The sequence below is a fragment of the Streptomyces sp. S.PNR 29 genome, assembly GCF_030386795.1.
Lineage (GTDB): Bacteria > Actinomycetota > Actinomycetes > Streptomycetales > Streptomycetaceae > Streptomyces.
On record NZ_JANUQM010000009.1, the window covers coordinates 238,199 to 262,481 of the forward strand.

Below are 24,283 nucleotides of genomic sequence, written 5' to 3' on the forward strand. Positions count from 1 at the left end.
TTGGCACCGTCGCCCCGCCGCGGTGGCTGCCGGAGAAGCGGTGGGCGACGGCAAGCGTGGTGGTGGGCTCCGTGATCGATTCTCATCGACCGAGTCCGGAGTTCCGGGTCCAGTCGAGAACCGCCTGTTGGAGTCCTATACTCACAATGGGTAACTAGTCGCCTGAACGTAACCAATGAGGATGCGACGCATGCCACAGCACCCGGCCTTCGATGTCATGACGGCCACCTGCCCGTCCCGCACCTCGCTCGCCCGCATAGCCAACAAATGGACGGCGATGGTGGTCATCGCCCTCAGCGCCGGCCGCCTGCGCTTCCGCGACCTGCGCACCACCGTCGACGGCATCAGCGCCAAGGTCCTCACCGAGACACTCCGGGACCTAGAACGCGACGGACTCGTCACCCGGCACGTGTACGCCGAGGTCCCACCCAGGGTGGAATACGAGCTGACCCCACTGGGGCGCACCCTGCACGCCCCGCTTCAGGCACTCGGCCTCTGGGCCGAGGAGCACATCACCGAAGTGCTCGCGGCGCGCGAGAGCTACGACGCCCACCAGTGATTCCTCCCCGGCGTGAACGCCGGGGCGTCCTCGCCGGAATCAGGTGAAGTCAGCACACGACGTCGTTGCGCTGCGTCCTGGAGATGACGGTCCGCGCGACCCTGGCGGGGTCGCGGTACTTCCAGTCCTCGGTGTCCATGTCCCACAGCACGGGCGAGAGGGTCGTCGCGCTCCGGACGACCCGGTTGATGGCGCCGTAGGGCGGTCGGAAGACGGTCGGGGCCTTGCCGGTGGCGGCCATGATGGCCGCGCTGGTGCGGTTGATCTGGGAGGCGATCTGCTGCGGGGTGAGCCGGGTGAGGTCGGGGTGGTTCCAGGAGTGGTTGCCGACCTCATGGCCTGCCTTCGCCGCGGCACGGACGATGTCGGGGTTGACCTTCTTGCAGTCGGTGTCGTCGTCGCCGGAGACGGTGTGGGTGGGGACGGGCGTGCTGGGGGTGTGGGTCGCGCCCAGGTCGAGCGGGCCGCTGGGGTTCATCGTCTGCCGTTGGGCGCGCTGTCCGAACGCGGACAGCCATGGAGTGATCGTCTCCTTGGAGAGCGCCACCCTGTAGGAACCGGAGGCGGGCACACCCACATCACCGCGGTCGAATTCCACCCTCAACCCGCCGTCGGCGGTGAAAGCCATGCCTTCCAGGACGGCGGTGCGCTGCTGCGGGTCGGAGAAGGTGCTGGCCAGGGTGGCGACATCCACCCCCTCCCGGCCCTCGGGCACGTCGCCCTCGGCTACGGCATCCACCAGTGCCTCGGCCAGAACCTCGGCCGGGGGGTGGAACTCCGGACCGCACTCCCCGCGCTGCTGCGCCGGCTGCCGGGGCTCCGCCTCGCGGTACCGGCGGAAGAGCTGAAGTTCCGCCCGGGCGGTATGGTCCCGCGGGAACTGCCGGTCACCTGGTAACACGCACGGCGCGCCGTCCGGCACAGCACTTCCGTGCCGGACGGCTTCCGCCTGCAAGACCGTAGACCGGTGGTCCGGTGGACTGCCTACTGTCCCCAGAAGGCGTCCTCGGCCACCTGGTCACCGGAGAACAGCCACACCTCGACGATCTTCCCGTCTCGCAGGCGCAGGACATCCACGCCCTCCATGCTCATGGACGCGTCCTCACGCCGGCCCGCGAAGTGGATCGAGGCGGCCACCGTGTCACCGTTGTCCATGAGGGCGTGGACCGAGTCGATGGCGAAGGAGCCCTGACTGGCCTCCATCATCCCGCCGAGCATCGCGAAGACGGCGTCGCGGCCCTTGTGCTCACCGGAGAACCGGTTGGCGCCCGGCTGGTGCCAGACGACCCCCTCGTCCAGCAGCTCCCCCACCTTGCCCAGGTCGCCCTGCTGCACGGCCTGGAAGTACTCCCGCACGATGTCGATGTTCTTGCTGGTCATGGCTACTTGCTCCTTTCGCCCCTGGCACAGGGGCAACACGAATTCGCTGTTACAGGTTTGGAGGGAGGCGCGAGGTACGCGCGCCGACTGGGCCGCACGGACGGCAGCCCATGCGTTTCGACCGACCCGGGCTCAGGCACTGCCCCAGAACTCGTCCTCACCCAGCTGGCCCGCCGAGAAGAGCCACACCTCGGCGATCCGCTCGCCCTCGATCCTCAGCAGGTCGACGCCGTGCATCCCCATCTCGACGCCCTCACGCCGGGCCGAGAAGCGGACGGGGACCGCGACCAGCGCGCCGTTCGCCATGGGCTCCGCGGTCGACTCCAGCTGGAACGTCCCCTCGGTGACCGTCATCATGCCGCCGAACATCTCGCCGATCGCGGCCGCACCACGGTGCGTTGTCGCCCGGCTGGTGCCACGCGATGCCCTCGGCGAACAAGCCGGTGACCGTGGCGAAGTCCTTGGCCGACACCGCGTCGGCGTACTGCCGGGCGATCCTGAGTGCAGTGGTGGACCCCATGGTCGGCCCCTCTCCTTCGGTGAATTCCCTCCTGCTGAGCCCCTATACTCACCATCGGTAACCAGTCACCTCAACGTAACCAATGAGGTGGAGTGACGCACGTCACATTTCAGTTTTGCGGTGTCGCCGGTAGGGCTGTGGAGTCGCGGTGAGCGATGCGGCCATGCAGAACGGTGCGGGAGGCGGCCGCAGAGGGGTTGTCGAGCAGGGCGTGCATGGCCTGGGCGGCGACTCTGCCGAGTTCGAACTTCGGCACGACGAACGTGGTGAGCGGCGGCGACAGCAGGGCGCTCTGCAGCACGTCGTCGGTGCCGACGACGGAGATGTCCTCGGGGATCTTCAGGCCGGCCTCGGCGATGGCCCGGTAGGCGCCCATGGCGCTCTTGTCGCTGACCGCGTACACGGCGGTGGGCGGCTCGGGCAGCTCCAGCAGCTGCTTCATCTGCTGGTAGCCCTTCACCTCGCTGCCCGGCTCCTGCGGAGGCATCAGTTCGGTGGAGGGGATGATCCCCGCCTCCAGCAGCGCGGCCTGGTAGCCGCGTCGCCGGTCGGTGAGGCTGACGTAGCGCGGGGAGCCGACGAGCATGCCGATCCGCCGGTGTCCCAGCTCCAGGAGGTGCTGGGTGCAGCGGTAGCCGGCGGTGAAGTTGTCCGCGACGACCGCATGGATGTCGGTGTCGAGATCGAGGTAGTTCTCCAGGAGCACGACGGGTACGCCGGTGGCGAGGATGCGTTCGATCGCGGCCTCGTCCACGTCACCACCGTTGGCGACGATAACGCCGTCGACATCCCGCCCCATCAGTGAGCGCAGGTCCGAGATCGGGTCGTCGTCGGGGCGGTACAGGTGCAGGAGCATCTGCATCCCCCGGCCACGCAGCCCGTCTTCGACCCCCGAGACGACCTCCGCCATGAACCCGTCCTGCGCGGCGGCCGGCGAGAGGGCCTCCATCACCAGGCCCACAACCCGGCCCGGCTCCTTGGCCGCCGGCTTGCGCGTGGGCACGTACTGCAGCGTTTCGACGGCTTCGAGAATCCTCTGCCTGCGGGCCTCGGACACGCCCGGCTTGCCGTTCAGCACGAGGGAGACCGAGGACAGCGGTACACCTGCCGCCTCTGCCACGTCTCGCAGGGTGACGGACTTCCCCGTCCGCGCAGTCCGGGCCTCAGTCATGCACCTATCCGCTCAGAGTGTCGGTGTCACGGTGCGCACAGGCTACCACCGTTGAAGCAAACCTGACACGAACAAGAGCCGGAACGTTCCGATCCTGTTCTCGAAAATAGACTGCACATGTCTTGCGAACGAGTGGCCAACGGTTCTAGCTTCTGCGCACCGGGCCGCTCTGAGCCCGCCGCCTCGACTCGGAAGTCCTCCGAGGAAGGAAGCACCATGCCGCAAGAGACCGCCGCGGTCGTCGACGTGTCCCTGACGCACCCGGGCATCGCCTACTCCCGGAACGTCTTCGGGCACTTCATCGAGCACTTCCACCGCCAGATCTACGGCGGCCTGTTCGCCCCCGGTTCGCCACTGAGCGACGAGCGCGGGTTCCGCGAGGACGTCATCGAGGCGATGCGCGAGCTCAGGCCGCCGGTGGTGCGCTGGCCGGGCGGCTGCTTCGTCTCCAGCTACCACTGGCTCGACGGAGTGGGCCCCACGCGCCGGCCGCACTACGACAAGGCGTGGCGGGTCACCGACCCCAACACCTTCGGCACGCATGAGTTCGTCGCCTGGTGCGAGGCGATCGGAGCCGCCCCCTACATCTGCACCAACGCGGGAACCGGCACCGCCGAGGAGATGAGCGACTGGGTCGAGTACTGCAACCTCCCCCAGGGCAACGGCCACTGGAGCGACCTGCGCGCGGCCAACGGCCACCCGGAGCCGCTTGCCGTGCCGTATTGGAGCATCGGCAACGAGAACTACGGCGACTGGGAGATGGGCGCCAAGACCTCCGAGGAATGGGCGATGCTCGTCCGCGAGTCGGCCAAGATGATGCTCCGCGTCGACGAGTCCGCCGTCCTGCTCACCGCGGCCCGCGCCGACCTCGACTGGACCCTGCCGTTGCTGCGGGAGGCCGGCCGGTACCTGGACATGGTGTCCATCCACGGCTACTGGGACAAGCTGCACGACGTCAACGAGCCCAGCCCCTACCTGACCGCCATCGGCCGCTCCCTCGATCCGCAGCGCGAGATCCAGCACACGATCGACATCATCGGCGCGGCCTCGCTGACCGGGAAGGTGAGCATCGCGTTCGACGAGTGGAACCTGCGCGGCTGGCACCACCCTCTGGGCACCAGCGAAGCCGCCATCAACGCCCGGGAGCTGAACGAGGACAACAGCACCTACACCATGGCCGACGCCCTGTTCTCGGCCGGCTTCTTCAACGCGTGCCTGCGCCGGGGCGACGTGGTCAAGATGGCCAACATCGCGCCCAGCATCAACACCCGCGGCCCACTCTTCGTCCACCCCGAAGGCATCGTCAAGCGCAGCACGTTCCACGTCATGGCGATGTACGCGGGCCTGCTCGGCGAACGCGTCCTCGACAGCCATGGCACATCGCCGGAGCTCGACGGCGCCGGTGTCCCGGTCGTCGACTCGCTGGCCACCCTGGACGCGTCGAAGTCGCGCATCACCCTGGCCCTGGTCAACCGGGATCCGGCCGCCTCGGTCGCCTGTGACGTGCGGGTCTCGGGGCATTCGGTCGACGGCAGTTATCCGGCGACGGTGCTCGACGGACCCGACGGGGACGCCTACAACGACGTGGACCGGCCCGATGCCGTCACTCCCCGGGCGACGAAGGTGGAGTTCCGGTCAGGACGCTGCGTCCTGCCACCGCACTCCCTGACCATGTGCCACATCGAGCTCCCCTTCCACCACTGCGAAGGGGACGTGGACGCCGGCCGCATGCTGAGCGGCGACTGGCGCCTGTCCACTGCCGGATGGCACAAGACCTCCTGACGCAACCACAGCTTCCTGACGCATCCCCGGCTGCCTCTCTCACCGCCTCGCTCCCAGCACCTCACTCACGGAGAACACCCATGTCCTCACCCTCCCCAAGAAGATCCCGCTCGTTCCACAGGTCCGCGACCACCGCGGCCTCCGCCGCCCTCGCCGGCGTACTCCTCGCCGCATGCGGTTCCGGCACCGGCGGCGGCAGCGACGCCGCGTCGGACGGCCCCGTGCACATCAAGGTGTGGGCCTGGTACCCGCAGTTCAAGCCGGTCGTGGACGAGTTCAACAGGACCCACAAGAACATCAAGGTCGACTGGGTGCAGGCCGGTGTCGGCCAGGACGAGTACACCAAACTCAAGACGGCGCTGAAGGCCGGCACGGGCGCTCCGGACGTCGTCATGCTCGAGTTCCAGGAGCTGCCGACCATCCAGGTCAGCAAGGGCCTGCTCGACATCAGCAAGTACGGCGCGAACGAGGACAAGGGCAAGTACGTCGACTGGGCGTGGAAGCAGGTCTCCGACGGCGACCACGTCTACGCCATCCCGGTCGACGGCGGACCGATGGCGATGATGTACCGGGAGGACCTCTTCAAGAAGTACAAGCTGAAGGTGCCCACCACCTGGGCGGAGTTCAAGGAGGAGGCGGCCAAGCTGCGCGCCGCCGACCCGAAGGCGTACCTCACCGACTTCGGCAGCGACGAGACGGCCGCGGGCTGGCTGCAGGGCCTGATGTGGCAGGCCGGATCCCGCCCGTACACCTACGCGCCGAGCAAGCTGCCGAACATCGGAGTGAAGCTCAACGACGCCGGCGCCAAGAAGGTGTACGACTACTGGGGCGACTTGATCAAGAACAAGCTGGTCGACACCTCCTCCTACGCGACCACCGACTTCTACAACGGCCTCACCAGCGGCAAGTACGCCACCTACATCGCCGCCGGCTGGGGCCCCGGCTACCTGCAGAGCGTGGCCAAGAAGACCGCGGGCAAGTGGCGCGTCGCCCCGCTGCCGCAGTGGACCAAGGGCGGCAACGACCAAGGCGACTGGGGCGGTTCGACCTTCGCGGTGACCTCGCAGACCAAGCACCCCAAGGAGGCCACCCAGGTCGCCCGCGAAATCTTCGGCGAGTCCGAGGCCGCCTGGAAGGTCGGCATCGACCAGGCGTACCTCTTCCCGACCGTCAACTCTGTCCTGAATGGACCGTACTTCCAGAACAAGAAGTACGAATTTTTCGGCGGTCAGCAGGTGAACAAGGTGTTCGTGCCCGCCGCGAACAACATCGGGACGTTCGACTGGAGCCCCTTCCAGGACTACGCCTACAACACCCAGACAACCTTGGTGGGCAAGGCGATCCGAGGTGCCCTGCCGTGGTCGTCCGTGGCCGACACCCTCCACGAGCAGGTGACCTCCTAAGCGGACAAGCAGGGATTCAAGGTCAGCCCGTAGCCGCACCCCGCAACACAAGGAGATGCTGATGAGCCTGCTCAGACAGGGTTCCTCCACCGCTGCGGGCGCGGCCACCAGTACACCGGTTCCCGTCGGCCGCGACGTCCCCGCGGCCGACGGGAATCCGGGACGGCACGCCATGCGACGAAGCTCCCTCATCCGGTACAAGGCGATGGGTCTGCTCCTGGTCACCCCGTTCGGCCTGCTCTTCCTGGTCTTCCTTGTGGCGCCGCTCGGCTACGCGTTCTGGCTGAGCCTGCGGACCTCCACCCTGGTCGGCGGTGACCACTTCAGCTGGTTCGCCAACTACAAACAAACCTTCACCGACCCGCAGTTCCTGTCCGGCGTGCGCCGCGTGATCGTCTTCGGCCTGGTGCAGATCCCAGTGATGCTGGTGCTCGCCCTCATCGCGGCCCTGATCATCGACGAGGTCACCAGCCGTCTAGCCAAAGTCTTCCGGTTGACCCTGTTCATGCCCTACGCCGTCCCCGCGGTGATCGGCGCCCTGATGTGGGGCTTCCTCTACAGCCCCACCTTCGGCCCGGTGAACACCCTGAGCAGCGCCCTCGGGTTGGGGAAGGTCGACCTGCTGGGACACGGTCTGATGCTGACCTCGCTCGGCAACATCGTGACCTGGCAATGGACCGGCTACAACATGATCGTCCTGTACGCCGCCCTGCAGGGCCTGCCCCGCGAGGTGTACGAGGCGGCGCGGATGGACGGGGCGAGCCGTGTTCAGACGGCCCTGCGTATCAAGATCCCGATGATCTCCTCCGCGATCGTCCTCGCCCTGATGTTCACCATCATCGGCACCCTGCAGTTCTTCACCGAGCCCCGCGTACTGGAGCCGACCGCCTCCTCGGTGATCACCCCCGACTACCCGCCCAACCTGTACGCCTACAACCTCGCCTTCCAGTACTCGGAGTTCAACTACTCCGCCGCCATCTCCTTCTCACTCGGAGCGGTGGTCTTCATCGGCTCCTACCTCTTCCTGTTCGCCACGCGCAAAAGGAGCGGACTGAAGTGACCACCGCCGCGGCCTCTGCCGTTCCCGCCATCCGTCACCGGCGACGCAAGGTGTCCGCATCCAAGGGGCGGGTCACCGTCAACGCGGTGATGGTGGCGATGATCCTGTACTTCCTGCTGCCGTTCTGGTGGCTCTTTGTCGCGGCCACGAAGAACAACGACGCCTTGTTCTCCACCGCCGCCCTGTGGTTCCACTCGCCGGGCTCCTTCTTCACCAACCTCCGGCAGCTGTTCACCTACAACGACGGCGAGTACCTGCGCTGGATGGGCAACACCGCCGTCTACGCGGGCGTCAGCGGGGCGGGCGCCACCGCCGTGGCCACCCTCGCCGGGTACGCCTTCGCCAAGTACCGCTTCCCGGGCCGGAACCTGCTCTTCTCCAGCCTGCTGGGCGCCATCATGGTCCCGGCGACCGCGCTGGCCATCCCCACCTATCTGCTGCTGAGCAAGGTGGCGCTGACCAACACCATGTGGGCGGTCATCCTGCCGTCCCTGCTCAACCCGTTCGGCGTCTACCTGATGCGGGTGTACGTGCAGCAGTCGGTACCGGACGAGCTGCTGGAAGCCGCCCGCGTCGACGGAGCGGGCGAACTACGCGTCCTGTACTCCGTGGTGCTGCCCACGCTCAAGCCCGCCCTGGTCACGGTGCTGCTGTTCTCCATGGTCGGCACCTGGAACAACTTCTTCCTGCCGCTGGTGATGCTCAACAACGACAAGCTCTTCCCGCTCACCGTCGGCCTGCAGTCCTGGTACCAGGGAGCCCTGATCCAGTCCGGCGCCAACGCACTGTTCACCCTCGTGGTCGCCGGCTCCCTGGTGGCGATCCTGCCGCTGATCGTAGCGTTCCTCCTCCTCCAGCGGTACTGGCGCGGCGGTCTGACCGTCGGAAGCCTCAAGTAGTCCACGGTTCACCAAGCAGCCACCCCCTCCCCTCAGGCACCCGTCGCTTACCCTCCCCATGCCGTTTCGGGAGCGGCGCGCCCTCAGCACCACCTTCCCCTGCCCCTATCAAGGTTCACGAGGGAGCCGCACATGTTCTCCGCCCTACCGGAAGGCGCCAGACCCGGCGCCGTTCCCCGTTCCCGAGTCCTCATACTGCTGCTCGCCGTGCTCGCGGCAGCCGTGGCGCTCGTCGTTCCCACCGCCGGCAAGGCCGACGCCATCGCCCGGGCCACGCAGACCATGTACACCCCGCCTCCCAACTCTCCCGCCCAGGGCTCGCTCTACCCGCGGGCGATCCGCCTGGAGCACAACGGCGCGTCCAACGGCACCTTGCTGGCCACCTTCGAGCAGTACACGTCCGGCACCCCGGTCTTTCCGATCTACCGCAGCACGGACAACGGCAACAGCTGGACCCAGATCTCCAGCATCGCCGACACCCACAACGGCTACGGGCTGCGCTACCAGCCGCAGCTGTTCGAACTGCCCACCCAGATCGGCAACTTCCCGGCCGGCACGATCTTCTGCGCGGGCAACTCCCTCCCTGCCGACCTGTCTTCGACCGAGCTGGACCTGTACGCCAGCACCGACCGCGGCGCCACCTGGTCGTTCGTCAGCGAGATAGCCAAGGGCGGCAAGGGCGTGCCCAACAACGGTGAGACCCCCGTGTGGGAGCCGTTCCTGTTGGTCTCCGGCAACAAGCTCATCGTCTACTACTCCGACCAGCGCGACCCCGCCCACGGCCAGAAGATGGTCCACCAGACCACCACGGACGGCATCAACTGGGGCCCGGTCGTCGACGACGTGGCCTACCCGAGGTACACCGACCGCCCGGGCATGCCGGTGGTCGCCAAGCTGCCCAACGGCAACTACGTGATGACGTACGAGTACGGCGGCGCACCAGAGAAGAACTTCGCCGTCTACTACAAGATCTCCTCCGACCCCGAGGGCTTCGGCTCCGCCCCGGGCCAGGTGCTGCGGGCCACCGACGGATACGTCCCCTCCAGTTCCCCGTACATCACCTGGCTGCCCACCGGCGGCCCCAACGGCACCCTCGCGGTCTCCGCCTACAGCAGCACCGACCTCTTCCTCAACACCCAGAACGGCGCCGCGAACGCCTGGACCCGCATCGCCTCCACCGTCCCCGGCGGTTACACCCGCGCCATGGTCCCGCTGGCCGACGGCCACAGCCTGGAGGTCTTCAGCGGCGGCTACCTCAACACCACCCAGAACCCGGTCACCTACGGCACCATCGACCTGACGGGTGGCATCTCCGACGGCGCCACCTACACCATGTCCAACGCCCACAGCGGTCTGAAGCTGGCCATCGCGGGCGGCTCCCCGACCAACGGCACGTTCGCCACCCAGCAGAACGCCGACAACGCCACCGACCAGCAGTGGCGGTTCGATCTCCAGCCGTCCGGCTACTTCAAGATCTTCAACGTGGCCACCGGCAAGGTCCTGGGCGTGAAGGACCAGTGGCCCGGGGACGGGGCGAAGATCCTGCAGTGGGACGACAACGGCACCCTCGACCACGAATGGGCCGTGGCCCCGGACCCGGCGGGCGGCTTCACCGCCGTCAACCGGCTCACCGGCAAGTACCTGGAGATCCCCAACGCCTCCACCACCGTGGGGCAGGCGGCCGACCAGTGGGGCTCCACCGGCTGTGACTGCCAGCGCTGGAACCTGACCCAGGTCGCCCTGCCGCCGCTGGGCACCGGCCAGTACGTCCTGGTCAACAAGAACAGCGGCAAGTTCCTGGAGATGCCGGGCGCCACCACCGCCGTAGGCGCGCAGGCCGGCCAGTGGGTGAACACCGCCTGCAACTGCCAGATGTGGACCTTCCAGTCCGCCGGCAGCGGGGCGTGGAAGATGAAGAACGTCCGCAGCAATCTGTTCCTGGACGTGAACGGTTCTTCCAACGCCGCCGGGGCGGCCGTCATACAGAACACGTCCTCCGGCGCGACCTCGCAACAGTGGACCCTGACCGACGCGGGCGGCGGCTACTACAAGCTCGTCAACACGAACAGCGGCCTGGTGGCGGACGTGGCCTCGGCCTCCACCGCCAACGGCGCGCTGATCGTCCAGTCCACAGGGACGGCGAACGACAGCCAGCTCTGGAAGATCGTCCGGATCAACTGACCCGGCTCCCCTGACCGTGGCCTCGGCACCTGCCGCGCCGGGGCCACGGCAGCGGGCTTCCGGCATCAGCAGCAACTTCCGCGGTGCCCGCCAGAGAGGCTGGTCACATTTGGGCCGGCGGAGGACGACGGAGATTGCCGGAGACCGGCCGAAAACTTAGCTTGACCCGGCGACGAGAAAGCCCTTGCCCCACGCAAGGCATCGCAGCGGGACGCCGTAGCGCCTTGACAGCCCGTGCCTCGCACACCCCAGGCACCTCACTCACCCAGGTTTCCCGCATGCCCAGACGCGCCCTCGCCCCTGCTCTCCTCCTGCTCGGCTCGCTCGCACTGACGGCCGCCTGCTCCACCGGCTCACCGCCGGCGGACACCGCGCCCTCCCCGGACGGCCCGTCCCGGACCGGAGGGAACGACACCGGCCCCCAGGTCGACTTGACCAAGCTCAAGGGCGTGAACATCGTCAGTGACAGCAGCACCGACCGCTCCTGCCCCTGGGCCACGAGCTACCCGGACGTCCCCGGCGCCGGCAAGATGACGGCCGCGATGAAGAAGGACGTGGAGGGACGCCTCGCGGTCTTCCTCGGCACGGACATCGGCGGCCCACCGAACTGCGGCGGCTCGGCCGGAGCGGCTGGCCCGGAGGCGCCGGAGCTGAACGTCAGCTTCTCGTTCCTCGTGGCCTCCGGCGACGTACTCGGCGTCCGTCTGGCGACGGTCGACCGTACGTCGAACGCGGACGGCGTGGACACCAGGGCGTACTGGTACGACGGTGCCGCCAAGAACTACCGGCCGTCCCCCGCCCTCATCGCCGACGACTCCCGGGACGCCTTCGTCGCGGCCCTGAAGAAGCGGCTCGAGAAGCAGGAGGGCGTCACCCCCGACACCATCGAGGCGTCGCTCGGCGACCGGGAGTACCGCGACACCTACCTGGACGACATGGCCTTCACCGCCGACGGCGATCTGAAGGTGGACTTCGACCGGGGCACGGTCGGCGTCCCCCCGGCCGGCCGCATCTCCGTCACCCTCCCCAAGGCGACCGTCACCCCGTGGCTGTCCGACTTCGGCAGCCGCGCCCAGAAGCAGACCACCGACCCGGACGACAAGCTCGACCTCGGTGCCGCGCACACGCCTGCCCCTACCGTCGCCGCCCAGCCGGACCCGGGCGAGGACACCACGGACTGCTCCAAGGTGAAGTGCATCGCCCTGACCTTCGACGACGGCCCTGCCGCCCCCGAGACAGGAACGCTGCTCAAGTACCTCGCCCAGTACAAGGCGCGGGCCACCTTCTTCGTCGTCGGTCAGAACGTCGCCGCATACCCGGACATCGTCCGCGCCGAGATGAAGTCAGGGCACGAGATAGCCAACCACTCCTGGAACCACCCGGTCCTCACCAACCTCACTTCCGCCCAGGTCCGCTCCCAGCTGGAGCGCACCAGCGCGGCGATCAAGGACGCCACGGGCAAGGAGCCGACGCTGTTCCGCCCGCCGTACGGCGCGATCGACGGCAAGGTCAAGGCGGCCACCAGCCTCTCCCCCGTTCTGTGGGACATGGACACCCTGGACTGGAAGCACCACGACCCGGCGAAGGTCTCGCAGACCGTCGTCTCCCAGGCCGCCCCGAACGACGTCGTCCTGATCCACGACATCCACCCCACCTCGGTCGCCGCCGTCCCCGAGATCCTGCGCACCCTCACCGCCCGCGGCTACCACTTCGTCACGGTCAGCCACCTGCGCGCGACCCTATGACCGGCGCTTGCCGTCGCTCACCCGTCCTCTCGAGCGGGGACCGAAGACCCGGCCTCCGGGACAGGGACCGACTCGGCCCAGGTCGCCATGGCCTCGAGAACGTCGCGCAGGCCATCGCCGAGGGGGGTGAGGCGGTACTCGACGCGCGGGGGGATCTCCGCGTACGTGGTGCGGGTGACGATGCCGTGGGTCTCGAACTGGCGCAGCCGACTGGTCAGGGTGTGGGGGCTGATGCCGGGCAGAGCCTGGCGCAGTTCGGTGAAACGGTGTGGGCCCTTGAGGAGCTCGCGCACGATGAGGGTGGCCCAGGGGCCGTTGAGGAGGGTGAGGAACCGGGCCACACCGCACTCGGGAAGACAGGGATCGGTCACTTTTTGAGAGTAACGCATTAGTGCAGTTGATGTAACCGGTGCATCGTGTGCACTAATAGCTCGCATGACCTACGTGATCCATGGCGCCACCGGCGCCCAAGGCGCCCATGTCGTCGCCGCTCTCGCCGCAGAGGGCAAGTCCGTGACCGCCGTGACCCGCAACACGGACGCCGTCGTGGACGGCGCGCGCGTCGTGGCCGCGAGCTACTCCTCCGTCACCGACCTGACCGATGCCTACCGCGGCGCCGACGGTGTCTTCGTCCACCTGCCGGTGGGCGCGGAGGAGAACCGCCTGGCCTTCGCGAACAACATCCTCGCCGCTGTCCGTACCGCCAGGCCGGCCTGTGTGGTGTTCTCCACCAGCGGTTTCCCGATCGACCCCGCCATCGGCGGCGCCGCCGCGACGCTGGCCGCGGGCCTGGCGGACAGCGGGGTGTCCCATGCGGTGATCGCCCCGGAGCTGTACCTGGAGAACCTGCTCATGCCGTACGTCATCGATTCCGTCCGGGAACGAGGCGTACTGCCCTACCCGATCCGCGCCGACTTCCCCGTCTCCTGGGCGTCGCACCTGGACATCGCCGACGTCGCGGTCGCCCTGTTCGAGCGGCCGGACGTCACCGGGGTGGTCGGAGTCGGGCAGTATCCGGCGATCACCGGGCCTGACCTGGCCGAGGCGTTCGCCGCCCGGCTCGGGCGGGACGTGGCCTTCGGGCCGATCAGCCCTGATGAGTTCCGCACGTCCGTGGCCCCCCTGATCGGCGAAGGCCCCGCAGCCGGTATCGCGGAGGCGTACCGGGCCATGAGCGCGATGCCGGGCCGCTCGATCGCGCCGGAGAACTCCGCCCAGAAGCTGCTGGACATCACGCCCCGGACGACGACGCAGTGGCTGGAGGACATGGGTCTGTGACACACCGGCAGTGCTTGGAGGACCTCTCTCCAAGCACTGCCCGCATTTCCGCAGACAGGCGCCACCGCGTGCGGGTTCACACCGGGGGCCGGACGGCACCCACGGACCGTCCGGCGGCCGTCCGGCGGATCTGTAATGGGTGAAATACCTAACGACGTTACATCAGCCTGTCGGCATGAACGGCATGAACCGTACGGCGCTCAGCCCGCAAACCACTGATCGCCGCCCGCAGACCACTGATCCATCCCGCCCGACCATCGAAGAAGCAGGAGGCGCGCGGTCGGCCGAGCCCGAGGGTTCGCCGATCCTGGAGATGGCCCGCCGGGCGGCCGAGTACCGTGCGGCCGGCCGTCGCATCATCGACCTCACGCTCGGCGAGCCGGACTTCGCCCCACCCGGGCACGCCGTTGACGCCGCCCAGCGAGCCGCCGCCCGCCCCTTGGGCTACACACCGGCCAACGGGATACCCGAACTGCGCCGTGCCGCACGGCATGCGCTGGCACGAGACCGCGATCTGAGCTATTCGGACGCCGAGGTGGCCGTGGGGTGCGGCGCCAAGCAGGTGATCTTCAACGCGTTCTTCGCCACCCTGCGCCCGGGCGACGAGGTGATCATCCCAGCGCCCTACTGGGCCAGCTATCCGGACATGGTCCGCCTGTGCGGTGCAGTGCCCGTGATCGTTCCTTGCTCGGCCGAGTCAGGGTTCAGGCTGACCCCCGGCGCGCTGGCAGCAGTCATGACCGAGCGCACCCGCTGGGCCGTGCTCAACGCTCCGGGAAATCCGTCGGGCGCCACCTACAGCCATGACCTCCTGGCCGGTCTCGCCGAGGTACTGCGGCGCCACCCCTCGACGCTGATCCTGTCGGACGAGATCTATGCCCACATCCGCTACCACGCCCGGGAGTACGTCAGCATCGCCCAGGTCGCGCCCGACCTGCGCGAGCGGATCCTGCTGGTCGACGGCGTCTCCAAGGCTTACGCGATGACCGGCTGGCGGGTCGGCTGGGGATTCGGCCCGCCCGATCTGGTCCGCCGCACCACCGCCGTGCAGACGCACAACTGCACGCAGACCTCCGCCGTGAGCCAGATCGCCGCGGTCGCCGCCCTGCAGGGGCCGCAGGATCTGCTGGCGGAACGACGGGAGACATACCGCCGACGGCGCGATGCCGGCCTGGCGATCCTCAAGCGGAGCCGGCACCTGGACACGGTGGAACCCGACGGCGCCTTCTACCTCTTCCCGCGCCTCGCGGCCGGCGACGACCTCGCAGCGGCGGACGCCCTCCTCGAAGCGGGATGCGCGACTGTCCCGGGCAGCGCCTTCGGAGCGCCGGGTCACCTGCGGCTCTCCTTCGCCACCGACATCGCCACCCTGGAGGAGGGCTGCCGCATCATCGTCGCCACGCTGGACGGGGTCTCCGCGTGATCGCCCTGACCGTAAGGGCGCTCGTGCCGATCGTCCTGCTGATCGCGCTGGGCTACGCGCTCAAGCGTTCGGTGATCACGGACGAAGGTTTCTGGTCCGAAGCCGAGCGCCTCAGCTACCGCGTCCTGCTGCCGGCCCTCTTTCTGCACAGCCTTGCGACCGCCGACACCGACGATCTGCCGGCAGGGGCCCTGGCAGGCGCCCTGATCGCCGCCACAGTGGCGGTGGCCGCGCTGGTCATCGCCTGCAAGCCACTGATGCGGCTGGATGGAGACGCCTTCACCTCGGTCTTCCAAGGCAGCATCCGGTTCAACAACTACATCGGCGTGACGATCGCCGCCGGTCTGTTCGGCACTCAGGGCGTCGCCTTCGCCGCGGTCTGCAACGCCGCGATCGTGCCTACCGTCAATGTGCTGTGCGTGCTGGTCTTCGCTCGGTTCGGGACCGCGCGTCTGCAGTTCGCGGGCGTCGTCAAGCATCTCGTGACCAACCCGCTCATCCTCGCCTGCGCAGGCGGCATCCTCCTGCGGACACTCGATCTGAGCGTGCCGCCAGGCATCGAATCAGCGCTCCAGGCGTTGGGCGCCGCCTCGATGCCCCTGGGGCTGCTCTGCATCGGTGCCGCTCTGCGCTTCGGTTCGGCGCGGTCGTGGGTGGCGCCGATCCTCGCTTCGTCGTCCGTGAAGTTCGTGCTCATGCCGACCGCGACGTTCCTGGCGGCCCAGCTCTTCGGCCTGGGTTCTCAGGCGCTGATCATCGCCGTGCTCTTCCAGGCCCTGCCCACGGCGTCGTCGTCGTACATCATGGCCAGGCAACTCGGTGGCGACGCACCACTGATGGCCGGGATCACCGCGACACAGACACTCCTGGGTACAGCCGCTGTGCCGCTCGTCGTGGCACTGGTCCCGGCATAGCGCCGACCCGACGCTAGCGTCGCTTGTCGCGGTGGCGGCGGACCGCATCGGTATTGGCGCAGCGGGGGGAACAGTAGGCACGGCGGCCGTTGCGGCTGGTGTCGACGAAAGCGGTCCGGCAAGAGCCCAGCGCGCAGACGCCCAGTCGTTCCCCTTCGGCCTGCAGGGCGAAAAGGGCCAGACCTCCGGCAGTCACGGCTTTCACGCGGCTTTGGAGGTCCTGGGCATCGGGAGCGAAGTGCAAGTGGGGCCGCAGGTTGTCGTGCGTGGTCAGATACACGGTTCCGGCGCCCTCCGCGAGCAGCGCGTTGATCCTCTCGCAGCGTTCGGCCTGTGAGGATGCCTCGAAGACCGGCCTCATCAGCCGCGACCACGCTCTGATGTCCTCGGCCGTCGAGCCAGTGACCTGTGGACGACGGATCTGATGCGCCCGCAGCGCTTGTTCGAGCGTCTCAGGCATCCATGAACCACTCGAATCGAGATTCACCAGCGCCACGGCCAAGTGAACCCCGACCATGTTGTCATGCTCAAACTGCACTTGACCATTACAACACGGAGGCTCTGGCGGAGCCAGGCGCGCCGAGACCTGAGCCCGGCGCCCAGCGGGTTGCCTCCCAGCTCAACTGCGCGAGATGCCGCGATCAAGGCGCCACCCGCCTCTCCCCCTGCCGTGGACACCGGGTACTGGACGTACCGCGACGCCGTCAACGTCGCCCAGACCGTTTCGTCACGTCAGCCAGCAGCACGCGCCACCGTCCGCACCGCCGTGGCCGCAGCCTCCAGCATGGAGGAGTTCGTCCACCTGCTCCGCCACATCGACGGCATGCTCGTCGAGATCGTGCACTTCCCCTCCGGCGACGTACGCGGCTACAAGGTCGCACTCGCAGACGACCCCAACGGCCCGATCTGGTACTCCGGCTCCAAACTCGCTCCGGACCTGTCCTTCCCCAAGATCCAAGAACGCCTGGCGAACATCGAACCGCAGCCCGCCGACCAGGCGGACCGGCACAGGCCCAACCCCTGGCACCAGGCCACCGCCGCGACCGAGGGCATCCCCCACCACCTCGCCCAGGGCGATGACGAAGCCGCCCAGGCCCACCTCGCTGTCTTCGGCGAGGCGCTCGACGCCCTTCCCCTTCTCGCACCCCAGCACCTGCGCCCCCAACCCGAGCCAATCAGGACGCCCATCTCGCGCAGCCGATCCAGACTCTGCCGGTATGCGGGGTGGGCGGCCTGGGCCGAGTTCAGGTACGGCAGCACAGCGATCGGGATGTCCATGGCGGTTGATGCAGGCCACGGCCCGCTCGATGTCCTCGGTCCACGTCTCGTAGTCGGCCGGCCTCGCACTCTTCCGGTCCGGGAACAGCACCGCCTCGAACCGGGCCTGGGCGGCAGCATCGGCACGAGCGAGCGCGGTGTCGAGGATCGCCTGAGTATCGGGCCGCGGCTGGGTTTCGGCTCCCAGGCTCTCCCACTTGGCCACCGTCCCTTGCTGCACGCTGACCACGGCTGACCTCCCTCCGTCACGTATGTAAGCACCCTCTGTGACGGCACAGGGTGGGGAGTGCAACGGAAGTACAACAGCAGGTCATTTCGAGGCCGCTCGCGCCGACCGACGCTGGGGACATGGACGAGGAACTCATCACCGAACGCCGCCCGGTCACCGGCCCGCAGGTCTTCGGCTACGTACGCCACGTCACCGGGGGGCCAAGCCCGCCACGCGGCGTTGGTCGACTGCCTCACCGAGTACTGCCGGCGGCACGAGCTGACCCTGTGTGGGTGTCGGTCCGCTCCCCCGCCTTCGTCGGTCTTCTCGACGCCCTCGAGCTCCCCGACACCTACGGCACCGTGATCCCCGTCCTCAGCCACCTCGGCCCCGATCGAATCGCCACCGAACGGAAGCGACAGATAACGGCCACCAGCACCCGTCTGATCGTGTTCCAACAGGGCGACCAGGGCCCCTGTGCCTTCCCTTGGCACCAGCCCCGACCGCCGGCATCAAGAGGGCACGTGGTGTTCGTACGCGAAGCGCTGCGGAGCGCCCCTATGGTCAACGACGTGCCCGGAAGGACAACCGCAAGGGCGGAGAGCGGCTCAACGAGATGTACACCCTCAACCGCGTCCTGGACGACGACCCCTTCTACGTGAAGATCACCAACTAGCAGGAAGACACCACTGACCATGGCGCTTCTCGCCGAACGCACCGTCACCGCCACCCCCGGCCGCCGCGTGCTGGAGGTCTACGACGCGGACGCCTACCTCGGCGACGAAGCAGCCATGGACGCCGCGGAGACACAGGTCGTGGCCGGCAACGGCTACCACCTGTACCTCCTCAGCCTGCAACCGGACATGAAAGTCCAGATGACGATCCGCATCTGGGACACCCCACCCGCCCCGCCCGCCGAGGCCGAAGGGCACACCGACGTCAGCCTCGAATCCGAGACAGGCGTCCTGGTCGTCGGCCAACTCGACCGCGGACCCGCCGACGAGATCACCCTGCCCCGCCCCGGCGTCTATGAAGGCCACGCCTGGTGGCAGAACCGCCAAGCAGCAGCCGACTACTACAACACCACCCTCGACCAACTCACCGACGACTCCCCCGAAGACCAGCTCACCGAAGCCTGGAACAACTGCCCCGTCACCGAGCGCTACGTCCTCGACCTCGCCTACACCCGCGAGCCCGAACCCGTCGATGAAGACGACCTCTGAAATCCGTACGGGCCGGTGTGACAGCCGCCTCGGAAAGTGACGAGGCGTACGTAGTCGGCTTGTGCAGCCAGGTGCTCGGCGAGACAGCACTGACCCAGCACAAGTTCGACGGGCTGCAGGGCGACCCCGGGACGGGCGGCCGGCTTGCCAAACTGCCGGTCGACGTTTGCTGGCCCGGCCACCAACTCGGGTCGAATACCGGGAACTCCAGCACGACCAGCCCATGCTCCACTTCGATGCGGAGCTAAGGACGCACATCAGCCGGGTCCACGCCGACAACTACGGCGTCTACGGAGTGCGGAAGGTCTGGCGGCAGCTGCACCGTGAGGGCATACCCGTGGCCCGCCGCACGGTCGCCCGGCTGATGCGCGAGCTGGGGCTGGAAGGCGCCCGACGCGGCAGGAAGATCCGCACCACCGTGCGCGACGACGGGCACGAACGGGCAGCTGACCTGCTCAGGCGCGGCTTCACCGCGTCCCGGCCGGACGAGCGGTGGATCGCCGACTTCACTTACGTGGCCACCTGGCCCGGGATCGTCTACGTCGCGTTCGTCGTGGACGTCTTCTCTCGGGCGATCGTCGGCTGGTCCGCGGCCACCAGCAAGCGGGCCAAGCTCGTCCTGGACGCCCTCGACATGGCCTTGTGGCGACGTGACCGTGCTGGAACTCCCACTGGACCGGGGCTGGTTGTCGTCGACCACCTCGCGGATGTGTTCCGGCCGCGAGCCCGTGCCCCAGGTCTCGGTGAAACCGAACTTTGACTTGGACACCAACAAGCCACCGACGTCTTGGGGTCGCCGCACGCCCTCGATCCCTGGGACGGGGATCTCCCGTGAGCCTTGCCGGACGGGGCGGAGTTCAGGTCACCCGAGAACAGCTGCGGCCAGCAGCCCGGCGCCCAGCACCTCGACCCAGAAGTAGAACCACGCCGGATAGAACGCCGACGGCCCCTCCACGGCGCGGGACACCAGCCGCCCAAGAGCCATCCCCGCAAGCGCCACCGCGGCCGCCAGCACGATCCCCCGTCGCAGATCACCGGAAGCATGGAGAGCCGCCCAGCCGAGCAGGATTCCGAAACCGACACCGAACCCGCCGTAGACGGCGCGGACCTCGCCCCGTGCTTCCGGGACCCTCAGCTCGATACCGAAGGGCCGGATGAGCGCAGTGGGCGCAACAAGGCCGAATAAGCCCATGCCTAGGAAGAAGAGGGCCACGGCACCTATCCCAAGGGCAGACATGGCGAAGAGGCTGTCCCCGAAGCGCATGCCCCTTCAATTACCCCCGGGGTAAAGGCTGATCGCAGCGCCGAGTTCCCGAGGCCCGCTGGTGAGACTTCTCCCGGATGGCGCCGCGGCTGACGTCGTGAGCGCGGGCCGGGCGTCCTCCCTTGCCCGGCGCAGTGACCACGCAGCGTCACGCCGGCGGCGGGGTGAGTCTGGCGGCCACGGCGTCGAGGACCCAGTCCAGGCCGGTCGCGAAGGATGCCTCGGCGTCCACGTCCGTGCCGTCGTACACGGCTTTGGTCAGCGCCGGGAAGCGGCCCGTGGCCAGCATGCTCGTCACATGCGGGCCGGAGGCGCGCTGCCAGTCGCGCTCGGACAGGCCCGTGGCGCGCTCGGCCCGCAGGTTCGCGATCTCGCGCCTGATCGCGCCCGTGAAGTAGGCGCTGACAGTCTCCGCGGCGCGCAGGACGGTGTCGATGTCGGCGAGGCCGTCGAGGGCGGCCAGCGTGGCCTCGGTCACGGCGAGGCCGTTGGGGCCCAGGGTAGGGCGGCCGCCGAGCAGGTCGGCCAGCCATTCGTGACGGAGAGCGGTCTGCCTGGTGCGGTGGGCGAGGACGCGCAGCGCCTCCCGCCAGTCACCGGGCTGTTCCTCGGGGAGAATCTCGGCGTGGACCTCGTCCACCATGAGGTCGAACAGCTCCTCCTTGGTGGAGATGTATCCGTACAGCCGCATCGGGCCGGCGTTCAACCGGGCGGCGACCTTGCGCAACGTCACCGCCTCCAGCCCGCCCTCGTCGGCCAGCGCGATGGCGGCGGCGACGATCCGCTCCCGGTCGAGCGGCACGGGGCGAGTCGGCGGCTCCGGCCGGTCCCACACAGTCATGGTCACACCGTTCCCTTGCGATGCGTCGTATTGCGGAAATACAGTGTATCGACATGAGACACCGTATCGCCGTGGTCGGGAGCGGCCCCGCCGGCCTTGCCTTCGCCCGTGTCCTGCACCGCCATGGCTACCCCGTCGCCGTCCTCGAACGCGATCCCGCCCCCGATGCCCGCCCCCAGGGCGGCACGCTGGACCTGCAGGAAGGGCTGGGCCAGCTCGCGCTGGACAAGGCGGGGCTGCTGGGGGAGTTCCTGGCGCTGTCTCGTCCCGAGGGGCAGGCCATGCGCATCCTGGACGCGGACGGGACCGTCCTGCGCGACTGGCGAGCCCGTCCGGATGACCGGGCCAATCCCGAGATCGACCGCGGGCAACTCCGTGACCTGCTGCTCGGCCCCCTCGACGTCCAGTGGGGTCGGAGGGTGACGCAGGTGGTGCCGGGGACCGCGGATGGCGTACTGGTCCAGTTCGCGGACGGGCGACAGGAGACGTTCGACCTCGTGGTCGGCGCGGACGGCGCCTGGTCCCGGGTGCGCCCGGCCGTCTCGCCGGTGACGCCGCACTACACCGGCGTCACCTTGGTCGAGACCTCCCTCGACGACGTCGACACCCGCCACCCCGGTCTCGCCCGGTTGATCGGCGACGGTTCCGTGGCGGTGTACGGCGTGAACCGAGCTCTCGTCGCCCAACGCAACAGCGGCGGCCACGTCAAGGTGTACGCCCAGTTCCGCGCGCCGCTGGACTGGCACACACACCTTGACCTGGCTGACGTCGAGGCCGTGCGATCGAATCTGCTGGCTCTGTTCGACGGCTGGGCCGCTGCCGTCCTCGACCTGCTCCGCCACGGCACCGCTTTCGTCCACCGCCCCCTCTACGTCCTGCCCGTGTCCCACACCTGGGCCCACGTGTCCGGAGTGACGCTACTGGGCGACGCCGCCCATCTGATGCCCCCGCTGGGGGCGGGCGCGAACCTGGCGATGCTGGAAGGCGCCGAACTCGCCGAGGCCATCGCCACCGGCCCTGGAGATCTGGACGAGGCCGTCCGCGCCTTCGAGGAACAGATGTGGGCACGGGCCGGCAGGTGGGCGGAGATGACGACGGCCGGTCTGGAGCGGCTCGTGAGCCCGGACCCCGCCGAGGCCCTCGCCCTCTTCGACCAAGTCCAGCCGTCCTGACCGCCCAGCGCGAGAGCTTCGGCGGGCGCCCGGACAGGCAAGGCCGGCCCGGCTCGCCGACCCTTCGAGGCCGGCCTCCGTCGTCAGTGACGGAGGCCGGCTTCGTGGCGCTGAGAGGGAGGGGCGCGCCTCGCCTCCTCCGTCTTATGTTCCTCTGGGGGGACTCCCTTGGCCACGACACCGTCCAGCGGCCGTCACAGACGCCGGATTCGCATCGTCCTGCCCTTCGCCGCCGTCGGTGTCGCCGCGGCCGTCGTCGCCGGGGTGATGACCTCCTCCGCCGGTGCGGCCACCGCCGTGCCGGCCCCGACGGCCGAGCCGGTCATCGGCTCGCCCTCGCTCTCCACCCTGGAGAACCGCATCGCGGGCGCCCTCGCCGATACCGACACCGCGGGTCGGACGACCAGGACATCGTCGCTGAGCTCCAGCTCCAGCTCCAGCTCCAGCACGTCGAACGTCGAACCGATGATCATCGGTGGCAGCGAGACCACCATCAGCACGGCCCCGTGGATGGCCCAGCTCTGGTACCACGACGACAGGAACACCACCGACACCAGCGACGACGTGGGCTTCTTCTGCGGCGGCGCGGTCGTGGCGCCGACGAAGATCCTGACCGCCGCCCGCTGCCTCAGGAACGACAACAGGGACTACGACTGGCGGGCCCATGGCGCCGTCGTCACGGGCACCGACCAGCTGCCCACCACCGACTCCACCGGCACCACGGACCTGCACGGCGGGCAGGCCACGGCCGTGCTGCGCCAGTGGTGGCAGCCGGGATACGACCCGGTGGACAAGGAGACGGGGAGGTACGAAGGCGACCTCGGCCTGCTCACCATGACCGTCCCGGTCAAGGCGACGCCGATCCGCATGGTCGGCTACGGCGACACCGCCTCGTACACCGCCGGCACCCAGGCGAAGGTCTACGGCTGGGGCCGTACCGGTTCCACCAGCCAGGACACCTCCCCGACGCTGCGGACGGCCACACTGACCCTGCAGTCCGACAGCACCTGCTCCGGCGCCTACGACACGGCCTTCGTCGCGGGGAGGATGGTCTGCGCGGGCACCCAGAGCGGGAGCGACACCGGCACCAGCGCGATATGCGACGGTGACTTCGGGGGCCCGCTCGTGGTGGGGGGCAGGATCGCCGGCGTGGCCTCCTGGGGCTATTACAACGACTGCGTGGCGAAGGACAAGTACAGCGTCTTCACCAGGGTGGGTGCCTACGTCGGCTCCGCTTATGCCCAGATCGACGACACGAACCTGAGCACCTTCAACAACAAGGCCGACGGCAGGGCCGACATCTTCGTCCGGGCCTCCTCCACCAAGACCGGCTACGAGAAGGACTCCAGCGGCAGCTCCTTCGGTGCCCGCGTCTCCTGGGGCAACTGGAGCGGCGTCAACCTGGTCCTCCAGACGGACCTCGACCGGAACGGCTACCAGGACCTGATCTACCGGGTCAGCTCCACCGGTGACGTGTACTGGAAGCACTTCGTGCTCAACAGCGCCCGTACGGACGGTTCCTGGACCGACACGAAGATCTTCACCGGCTGGAAGACCCGCACCCGCGTCATCGCGCCGGGCGACGTCACCGGCGACTACCTGCCCGACATCCTGTCGGTGGACTCCGGCGGGACCCTGTGGATCTACCCGGGCAAGGGCAACGGCACCTTCGGCTCCCGCTTCTCGGTGCGCACCGGCTGGAACCAGTACAACTCCGTGCGCGGCCACGGCGACTTCACCGGGGACGGCAGGGCCGACCTGCTCGCCCGCCAGTCCAGCACCGGTGACCTGTACCTGTACAAGGGCACCGGCAAGCCCGGCTCCGAGGCCTTCTCCTCGCGGATCAAGGTGCGCAGCGGCTGGACCGGCTACAACGCCTTCGACGCGGTCGGCGACATCAGCGGCGACGGCAACGCCGACTTCCTGGCCCGCACCCCCGGCGGCACGCTCTACCTGTACAAGGGCACCGGGAAGGCGACCAC

At 68.6% G+C, this 24,283-nt stretch carries 24 protein-coding genes and 3 pseudogenes; 17 read left to right on the forward strand and 10 right to left on the reverse strand.

Features of this window, described 5'->3' with window-relative positions; genetic code table 11:
• Window positions 1-190 precede the first annotated feature (190 nt).
• Window positions 191-559, forward strand: coding sequence for a helix-turn-helix domain-containing protein (locus tag NW895_RS24525; protein ID WP_289938077.1), 369 nt, complete (start codon window positions 191-193; stop codon window positions 557-559).
• A 49-nt stretch (window positions 560-608) separates the two neighbouring features.
• Here the strand turns inward: NW895_RS24525 and NW895_RS24530 are convergent, their stop codons facing one another.
• Window positions 609-1,187: a polysaccharide deacetylase family protein gene (locus NW895_RS24530; protein WP_354670106.1), complete on the reverse strand. Its 579-nt coding sequence runs from the start codon at window positions 1,185-1,187 to the stop codon at window positions 609-611.
• Between the two features lie 84 nt (window positions 1,188-1,271).
• Here NW895_RS24530 and NW895_RS24535 point away from each other — a divergent pair.
• Window positions 1,272-1,457, forward strand: a pseudogene (locus NW895_RS24535) (cytochrome P450); the annotation flags it as partial.
• 86 nt (window positions 1,458-1,543) lie between these two features.
• Here NW895_RS24535 and NW895_RS24540 read toward each other — a convergent pair.
• The 3 genes from NW895_RS24540 to NW895_RS24550 all read right to left on the reverse strand — a co-directional run bounded on the left by NW895_RS24540 (window position 1,544) and on the right by NW895_RS24550 (window position 3,579).
• Entirely contained in the window at window positions 1,544-1,939 is a 396-nt protein-coding gene (locus NW895_RS24540) for a nuclear transport factor 2 family protein (RefSeq protein WP_289938080.1), read from the reverse strand.
• Between the two features lie 132 nt (window positions 1,940-2,071).
• Window positions 2,072-2,524: a nuclear transport factor 2 family protein gene (locus tag NW895_RS41255; RefSeq protein WP_354670108.1), complete on the reverse strand. Its 453-nt coding sequence runs from the start codon at window positions 2,522-2,524 to the stop codon at window positions 2,072-2,074.
• Between the two features lie 44 nt (window positions 2,525-2,568).
• A complete protein-coding gene (locus NW895_RS24550) occupies window positions 2,569-3,579 on the reverse strand; it encodes a LacI family DNA-binding transcriptional regulator (RefSeq protein WP_289938082.1) in 1,011 nt (336 codons plus the stop codon).
• Window positions 3,580-3,846: 267 nt separating this feature from the next.
• On the opposite strand from NW895_RS24550, the gene NW895_RS24555 reads away from it, so the two are divergent.
• From NW895_RS24555 to NW895_RS24580, 6 genes are all read left to right on the forward strand, one after another.
• Entirely contained in the window at window positions 3,847-5,412 is a 1,566-nt protein-coding gene (locus NW895_RS24555; protein WP_289938083.1) for an alpha-L-arabinofuranosidase C-terminal domain-containing protein, read from the forward strand.
• 80 nt (window positions 5,413-5,492) lie between these two features.
• Window positions 5,493-6,815: an extracellular solute-binding protein gene (locus tag NW895_RS24560; protein WP_289938084.1), complete on the forward strand. Its 1,323-nt coding sequence runs from the start codon at window positions 5,493-5,495 to the stop codon at window positions 6,813-6,815.
• A gap of 61 nt (window positions 6,816-6,876) precedes the next feature.
• The gene (locus tag NW895_RS24565) at window positions 6,877-7,875 is read left to right on the forward strand and encodes a sugar ABC transporter permease (RefSeq protein WP_289938086.1); all 999 of its coding nucleotides are present in this window, start codon (window positions 6,877-6,879) and stop codon (window positions 7,873-7,875) included.
• A complete protein-coding gene (locus tag NW895_RS24570; protein WP_289938087.1) occupies window positions 7,872-8,774 on the forward strand; it encodes a carbohydrate ABC transporter permease in 903 nt (300 codons plus the stop codon). Before NW895_RS24565 ends, NW895_RS24570 begins: the two co-directional genes overlap by 4 nt.
• Window positions 8,775-8,906: 132 nt before the next feature.
• On the forward strand, window positions 8,907-10,955 hold the full coding sequence (locus tag NW895_RS24575) for an RICIN domain-containing protein (RefSeq protein ID WP_289938088.1): 2,049 nt from the start codon (window positions 8,907-8,909) through the stop codon (window positions 10,953-10,955).
• Between the two features lie 278 nt (window positions 10,956-11,233).
• On the forward strand, window positions 11,234-12,700 hold the full coding sequence (locus NW895_RS24580; RefSeq protein WP_289938089.1) for a polysaccharide deacetylase family protein: 1,467 nt from the start codon (window positions 11,234-11,236) through the stop codon (window positions 12,698-12,700).
• A gap of 17 nt (window positions 12,701-12,717) precedes the next feature.
• On the opposite strand, the gene NW895_RS24585 is transcribed toward NW895_RS24580, so the two are convergent.
• A complete protein-coding gene (locus NW895_RS24585) occupies window positions 12,718-13,071 on the reverse strand; it encodes a helix-turn-helix domain-containing protein (protein WP_289938090.1) in 354 nt (117 codons plus the stop codon).
• A 64-nt stretch (window positions 13,072-13,135) separates the two neighbouring features.
• On the opposite strand from NW895_RS24585, the gene NW895_RS24590 reads away from it, so the two are divergent.
• The 3 genes from NW895_RS24590 (at window position 13,136) to NW895_RS24600 (ending at window position 16,315) form a co-directional block, all read left to right on the forward strand.
• Window positions 13,136-13,978 (forward strand): NmrA family NAD(P)-binding protein, encoded by an 843-nt coding sequence (locus tag NW895_RS24590; RefSeq protein ID WP_289938091.1) that lies wholly within the window; start codon window positions 13,136-13,138, stop codon window positions 13,976-13,978.
• A 175-nt stretch (window positions 13,979-14,153) separates the two neighbouring features.
• The gene (locus tag NW895_RS24595) at window positions 14,154-15,401 is read left to right on the forward strand and encodes an aminotransferase class I/II-fold pyridoxal phosphate-dependent enzyme (RefSeq protein ID WP_289938092.1); all 1,248 of its coding nucleotides are present in this window, start codon (window positions 14,154-14,156) and stop codon (window positions 15,399-15,401) included.
• Window positions 15,398-16,315, forward strand: coding sequence for an AEC family transporter (locus NW895_RS24600; protein ID WP_289938093.1), 918 nt, complete (start codon window positions 15,398-15,400; stop codon window positions 16,313-16,315). Before NW895_RS24595 ends, NW895_RS24600 begins: the two co-directional genes overlap by 4 nt.
• 13 nt (window positions 16,316-16,328) lie before the next feature.
• Here NW895_RS24600 and NW895_RS24605 read toward each other — a convergent pair whose 3' ends face one another.
• On the reverse strand, window positions 16,329-16,853 hold the full coding sequence (locus NW895_RS24605; RefSeq protein WP_289938094.1) for a CGNR zinc finger domain-containing protein: 525 nt from the start codon (window positions 16,851-16,853) through the stop codon (window positions 16,329-16,331).
• Between the two features lie 207 nt (window positions 16,854-17,060).
• Between NW895_RS24605 and NW895_RS24610 the strand changes: the two are divergent.
• Window positions 17,061-17,480, forward strand: a pseudogene (locus NW895_RS24610) (mobilization protein); the annotation flags it as partial.
• Window positions 17,481-17,482: 2 nt separating this feature from the next.
• Here NW895_RS24610 and NW895_RS24615 read toward each other — a convergent pair.
• Window positions 17,483-17,602, reverse strand: a pseudogene (locus tag NW895_RS24615) (flavoprotein); the annotation flags it as partial.
• A gap of 686 nt (window positions 17,603-18,288) precedes the next feature.
• Between NW895_RS24615 and NW895_RS24620 the strand changes: the two are divergent.
• From NW895_RS24620 to NW895_RS24630, 3 genes are all read left to right on the forward strand, one after another.
• Entirely contained in the window at window positions 18,289-18,477 is a 189-nt protein-coding gene (locus tag NW895_RS24620; RefSeq protein ID WP_289938095.1) for a hypothetical protein, read from the forward strand.
• A gap of 19 nt (window positions 18,478-18,496) precedes the next feature.
• Window positions 18,497-19,024, forward strand: a complete 528-nt coding sequence (locus NW895_RS24625) for a hypothetical protein (RefSeq protein WP_289938096.1) — start codon at window positions 18,497-18,499, stop codon at window positions 19,022-19,024.
• A 223-nt stretch (window positions 19,025-19,247) separates the two neighbouring features.
• Window positions 19,248-19,784 carry an IS3 family transposase gene (locus NW895_RS24630; RefSeq protein WP_289938097.1) on the forward strand — a complete coding sequence of 179 codons (537 nt, stop codon included), beginning with the start codon at window positions 19,248-19,250 and terminating at the stop codon, window positions 19,782-19,784.
• Window positions 19,785-19,886: 102 nt separating this feature from the next.
• On the opposite strand, the gene NW895_RS24635 is transcribed toward NW895_RS24630, so the two are convergent.
• Window positions 19,887-20,288 (reverse strand): DUF4345 family protein, encoded by a 402-nt coding sequence (locus NW895_RS24635; RefSeq protein ID WP_289938098.1) that lies wholly within the window; start codon window positions 20,286-20,288, stop codon window positions 19,887-19,889.
• Window positions 20,289-20,436: 148 nt separating this feature from the next.
• Window positions 20,437-21,129, reverse strand: a complete 693-nt coding sequence (locus NW895_RS24640; RefSeq protein ID WP_289938322.1) for a TetR/AcrR family transcriptional regulator — start codon at window positions 21,127-21,129, stop codon at window positions 20,437-20,439.
• Window positions 21,130-21,182: 53 nt separating this feature from the next.
• Here NW895_RS24640 and NW895_RS24645 point away from each other — a divergent pair, with 53 nt between their 5' ends.
• Window positions 21,183-22,301 (forward strand): NAD(P)/FAD-dependent oxidoreductase, encoded by a 1,119-nt coding sequence (locus tag NW895_RS24645; protein WP_289938099.1) that lies wholly within the window; start codon window positions 21,183-21,185, stop codon window positions 22,299-22,301.
• Between the two features lie 194 nt (window positions 22,302-22,495).
• On the opposite strand, the gene NW895_RS24650 is transcribed toward NW895_RS24645, so the two are convergent.
• On the reverse strand, window positions 22,496-22,774 hold the full coding sequence (locus NW895_RS24650) for a hypothetical protein (protein WP_289938100.1): 279 nt from the start codon (window positions 22,772-22,774) through the stop codon (window positions 22,496-22,498).
• Here NW895_RS24650 and NW895_RS24655 point away from each other — a divergent pair.
• On the forward strand, window positions 22,767-24,283 hold a 1,517-nt coding region (locus tag NW895_RS24655; RefSeq protein WP_289938101.1), incomplete at its 3' end, for a trypsin-like serine protease. The genes NW895_RS24650 and NW895_RS24655 overlap by 8 nt on opposite strands.